Annotated in this window: 3 protein-coding genes; all 3 read right to left on the minus strand. The window is 29.0% G+C overall.

What is annotated here, in order from left to right:
* Positions 1-411 (minus strand): HD domain-containing protein (locus tag RBH29_RS16865; protein WP_306698172.1); only part of this gene is annotated, 411 nt, incomplete at its 3' end.
* Positions 412-657: 246 nt separating this feature from the next.
* Positions 658-1,857 (minus strand): hypothetical protein, encoded by a 1,200-nt coding sequence (locus RBH29_RS16870; protein WP_306698173.1) that lies wholly within the window; start codon positions 1,855-1,857, stop codon positions 658-660.
* Positions 1,858-2,137: 280 nt separating this feature from the next.
* The coding region (locus RBH29_RS16875; RefSeq protein ID WP_306698174.1) for a hypothetical protein at positions 2,138-6,413 on the minus strand (4,276 nt) is incomplete at its 5' end.

Raw genomic sequence — 6,413 nt, forward strand, 5'->3', positions numbered from 1 at the left:
AGGTATTTCTAAAGAGAGTTGTTTATTAAGTATTCGATTTTTATCAAGAAGATCAGTTATCAAATCAGAACTTAATTCTCCATGTTTAAGTCTAATATTTTCTAGTGTTTCTTCATTAAAATACTGAGGTCGCTCGCCCTTTGAAATGAATTCTTCTATCTTGTCTGAATTCATACCTATATCGTGTAGATAAATAGCCAGAAACAAAATCATAGCATCTTCTTGACTCCAGTGCCTGTCAGTAAACAACTTATCTAATCGAGCTTCAATTCTCTCTGAATGCTCTAGTCCATGTATGTTATAATGAGGGTATCTTTCATCTTTTCCCCATAATTCACGACAAAAAGGAATTACTTTGTTTTGTAAATATTCTCGATGATCATCATCTAAATAATCTCTAAGTTTTGCCATTATTGACTCCCCCAAATATAAATATAGTTAGACTTATATACAAATTATGTTACTATATGTGATACGAGTTTTCAAGAAAAATTTTGAAATATGACTCCTCAATATTTATTATTTATTTTAGTTTAAACCTCAAAATAAAGGTAGATTGCTCCTAATAAAATAGGATTTTTACTATACTTAGTAAAAAAATTTATCTGAATAAATTTTACTAATATAAAAACAATAATCCAATTTTTTTATATCAATCTAACAATACTTCTTAAGAACATTCAATAATATCGCTATCTTTTGACTATTTGAAACAGCCTCCTTGTAGTCCTCAAATAACAATGCCTCTATATCATTTAATAAATTCTCACTAAAACCTTCTATATCTTGATTTGCAAATGTCATTTCAACTTCTTCACCATTTTTATCTGCATACTTAATTTTATATGTCTCCTTGTCTCCTACATCAATCACATTCTGCTCATCAAAATCATTTATATCATCCACAGCAGACTTTACATCCTTCATAAAGATTTCAACAGTATTATCGTTCCAATCATCAATTCTTAATCCAGTAAATATCTTAGCTAAACTCTCTACAAACTCCACATTATCATTGCCTAGTTCTTTTACCTTCTTTAAAAGTTGATCTTTTGAATCTGCAAAAACATTGTTTTTTGTACTGCTTTTAAGACCATCATACCAATCTTTAGCAGCAGAAGTTAAAGTTAATCCTTCAATTCCTTTAGGTTCAAATACCTCTTTAAGGTTATCCGTTAAGTATCCTTCTATCAAATCATACTCAACATTGTCTAAAGATACAATACATTTTTTTAAAACATCTATGACTTTATCATAATCCTTTGTATTAAATATACTAAAAAGCCTATTAAACAAAAAATCTCTTGAGTTGATTCTAGTCCCTCTTAAGCTGTTTCTAAACTTATCTATTTTTTGATCAATAGCTTCAGGTGTAAAACTATCTATCACTCCTTCTTTTTTATGTATTTTTACATAGTCCACTTTATACTCTTTTGCATATTTAGGTAGTTGTAAAAACCATCTGTGAACTGCTTTAACTATGTATTCAAAAGTATTATACTTCTTCTCGCTTTCATCTAAATACTCTGAAAAAATCTTTTCCATTTCATTTATATATTTTTCTTTTTTTTCATCCCAGGTTTCACAATATATTTCATAATCAGAAGGCTTTTGATTTATATTTTCTAATAGCTGTCCTGTAATTTCCATTTCAACATTTCTATATGTTATTACAGTATGCTCTTTATATTCTCTTAAAACAACTGCAATATAAATTGGTATAAGTTCTAGTTTAAGCCCTATGCCGTATTCCGGCTTTGTTAACTTATCATAGAGTTCGCCAAAACTTTTTTCATTCCACCTGTATACCATATAAGGTTTTGAATAATTTGTCGCAACATTGTTAATATTCACCAATACAAAACCTCTATACTTTGCTAAATAAATAATAAAAACCCTTTGAAATAATATAACATTATATCTAAAAGGTTTCAAGAATTACGTACACTTTTCTAAAAATAGTTATGATGCATATTTCGGCACTATCTAGACAATTATTTCATATTGCTGTTCAGATGCCTTCGGGTTCAATGTACGGATAAGCCTAATTACGTAACGTGACCTCTCTTACACTCATAAGGTTTACTCTAATCTTTTCTTACATTCGTCAATAACAACTATTTAAGGTATAATTAAATTAATCATTTCTAAATGGGTCAATTTTATTTGTATACAAATATGGCTTTTTATTGACTAAATCACATAATTCATTAAACTTACTCTCTTTCATTAATAGTTGGCTACCTATTAAATAAGGGATTCTATCAGAATCACTGTCAGTGTCAGAGAAACTCACATCCCATCTAGAGTATCTTAAAACTTCTTCTCCTTCTTTATTGATTCCAACAATTCCATTACAATTCTCTATCATTTTTATCCCTAAAAGATGTAGAACTTCACTCCTTATACCTAAATACTGCCTTACTTTATATGTTAAGTATGAATCTTCAAACAATGTTGTATTTGTAGTGAGGAAAAAATCTAATTTTCTTAGATTCCCAAACAATATATTTTCATAATAATTCTCATCAAATAAACTGTATTCATTTCTTAATCCTAAAAAAGGTATCGATAAATCTGTTCCTTTAAATCCAATACCAGATAGAATCGTTATTGTTTTAAAACTATCCCCGAAGTTGTCTTTATATTCTCCAAGATTGTAAAACCATTTCTCATGATAAGCAATTCTTGTCCAATCACTTTTCTCTACATCTGTTACACAATCATCAATAAACTCAGGTAATTTTAAATCTTTTGGGCGAGGGATTATTGAATTATTTTGAGCAATTATTAGCCTTGTATCATCTAAGACAATACTAAACATTTCCTCTTCTATATCCTGCAAATGGGGATGCCCAGAATGACTGTTTAAATACTCATCAACTTCATTTCCCATATATTTTGTTAATATATCATAAAAATAAACATTAGGAGTGAGTACACTATATTTTCTACTATACAAAATGTCGCTAAACTCTTTTGTAAAATATTTACTGAAGATTTCATCAGTATAGTTATGGATTATTTGACCATTATCTACACCATATTTTTCTAGCAACAATAGCCTTGTATCAATTTTCTTAATTCTGTCATCTGTAGAATTGTATTTATGCTTATAATCCAAATATAGTCTGTTTTTCCCTTTACCAAGAACTATCCTTATCAAATGGTTAATTATTGGATTTTGAGTGGGATATATAGATCTAATAGAATCTATTATCTCCAAACTTTCTAACTCTTCATAACTGAAAAACTCCTTAACTAGCATTAGTAACAAAATAAGTGAATAGTCGATATACTGCTCCCTTTCATCAAGAAATTTAACAAATGGTTTCGCAATTTTTTCTCTCACCTCATCTTGTTTAATTAGATTACTCAATTCAGATATAACCCACTTATATCGATTTGCTTCTCCATATTTCAATCTTGTCAAAAGTAATGATAGGAGTTTTTCTTCACTATCTAAATTAGTTGATTTTGCTATTATGGGGCTCCAATCATATTCAATTTGACCTGATAACCTAAAGTCTATAATATCAAAAAGATCATCCCAATACTCCAATATGGATTGATTATCAAAGTTTATTGCAGTTAGAGCTTTGATTATTTCTCCGCCAACTGCTAATGAGTAATCAACTGAATAAAGATTGTTATATATATACTCAAAAAAATGTTTTTCTGCAACTTGAGAATTATACTCATACGCTGTTTTAAAAAGATCTATCTCCGTAAACCTCTTATACCAACCATCTGCATGGACTAAAAACATATGCATATAAATAAATGCCATTATGTCATCATCCAACTCTAAGTTATCAATTAACTCAATTAGCCTTTTTCTTGTAGGATCACTACTCCTTCTATCGAAACAACTTTTAACAAAACTACTTAAAAATACTTTAGACTCATCATCTAGAATTTGTACTTTATTAAAAAGGTAATGTAATCCTTGCAAATCGACATTTTTTATACCATATTGACTTATATATACTAATAAATCTTCATTTGAGAATTTATCAAAACTTAAGCGACTTACACCTAGGTTTCTAATTTTAACTTTTTTATTGAAGTTATTTCCGTCTTTTTTTCGACCGATATAATAAATACTGTCATTCCATTCAATATCAAAGGTTTCACATAGTTTTTTTAATCGCTCAGTCAGATAATAATTGCTAATATGTACTTTTCCTTCAACTCCAAAACGACTCATTAGTTCCGCAACAGATCTTCTTGCCTGTAGTGAAAAACCTTTTTCTGTTAGGCATTCAATGTTTTTAACATATGCCTCAACAAATGCTTCTGAAGTATTATTAGGAAATGTCTTATATATTGCATTCTCAATTTCAGGAGCAATCTCACTATTGCATGCAATTAATAAATACTCCAAACTTTCCTCAAGTATCCAGCTATTTACACATAGAGCAAGTTCATTCTTTAAATAGATAATCGCTAGGTTAATATCTGTATTAGCTAGCATTTCAAACCATTCTCGCTGATAAGTTTTTGTGCTTTTCCCATCAGTATGATAAACAACTGCATCTGCTAGGGGTTTTAACTTCAAAATATTTTGTAGTCCTATTTCTTTATTAACATTATATGTACTCTCAACACTATCAAGAAGATGACTAAATGTGCGATCTTTTCGAAAAGAATATGATAATAAATACTTGACCCCTTGTTTAAATTGATGTTTTGCTTCGTCTTCTTTCTTGGCTTTAGACAAAATAATAGCATGTTTGAAACAATAATCTGCTAGGTATGAATAATATCTATATTTATCTTCCCTCTTTATCTTTTCATCGGAAATTTGAATGAGGATTTCATTGTTCTCATTGCTTGCAATTTCAACAAAGAGATTTAATAGCCTGTATGTTGGTAATGGCCCTCCTGTAGATCCCTGCAGAAAAGTCATTGTCTCCTGAGACATTATTTTAACAGACTCTAGTATTTTCCTCCATGCATCTTTTGTTCTTATGTAAGCCATTGGAGCCTTAATCGTTTCATAAATAATGCTTTCATATTTGTATAAGTCACATGTTCTAGGAGTACCCTTGAATGGCTCTACATCTTTAATTAGCCATAAATAAGCATCATAAAGATTTGACTCAAAATCTTTGTCACTTAATTCTTTTTTTAAAAGAACCTTGTTTACTTCAGCAATAAATACTAACCAGTTATAGTACCAGTTTCTATATTTTATCTCCCTAATAAATCCATTTAATTCATCTTCTCTATGCTGAATTATCCATTCCATATTATCTACATAGAATTTTAATGATGACATTGTTTCTTCAGAATATGAATCTGAAACCTTTAAAGTCTCAAAAATTTTACTAATTAAACTTTCATCGATGTTTATATTACCGAAATAAGCCGAAACGCTTATTTTCCAGTATTTATTGTTGGGTATTTCTTCAATAATTTCAATAAGATTTTCTACTTTATCTCTTCTATGGTACTCCTGAATTACTGTCTTTCGATAATCAAATGCTTCTTTTCCCCAAACTTTCGATAACCTATCGATCATTTCCTGCCCCATATCTAAACATGCACAAATATAATACTTATACATTTCCATTTCATTCTCTAAACTATTTTGGTGGTGTTGAGAATCTGTTTTTCTTGATTCAATTAACAAGTCAATATAAGGTTCCCATTCTGGAATAATATTGTTAGTGGAACATAAAAAACATACTTTTAAGCCTTCATTTAATCCAAGTGCAACATGGCCTTCATATAGCAAGGTATCCTTAAGAGTATTGAATCCATTAATAAGTCCAACTCCCTGATAATATACTGTTGAGTTTTCATCAAAGGAATATTCTAAACTATAAATCATATTGCTTAACTCAGTACAAACAATGAGGGATCCATAGTCTTTTTGAACGCATGCGGTCTTGATAATTATTTCAAAGTTATGTCTTAAAGAACTTATATTATTACCATAATAAATACTATCTACAACAAACTCTTTATTGCAGTAGTTTAAAATTTCGTCAAATCTTTTTGATTCAAAAAGTAAAACTAGTAAATTAAGATATGATTTTCTATCTTTGTAAAACCCTTTCTTCTCTAGCCATTCAATTAAATCATTATATATAACTTTTTCTACATTTACTTCTTTCTTTTCAAGTGATTCTAATATATATCTTCTAAAACTTTCATGATATATTGTATAACCACCATTAGATGCATTAAATTTAAGAATACTTTGTATAGCATCTAGGCTTTGTCCTACAAATTGCCCCAAATGAGTAATTTCAATTAACTCCTTTTCTGATAAATAAAAAGGTGCACCTGATAATATCTGTGGTACCTTCTGCCCATCTGGTATTTTAGACATTATGTAATCATAATAATTTGCAAGATTATTATTGTATGGTGGAAAACTTTCAATTAAATCAATTGATATA

The sequence above is a fragment of the Herbivorax alkaliphila genome, from assembly GCF_030848475.1.
GTDB lineage: Bacteria > Bacillota > Clostridia > Acetivibrionales > Acetivibrionaceae > Herbivorax.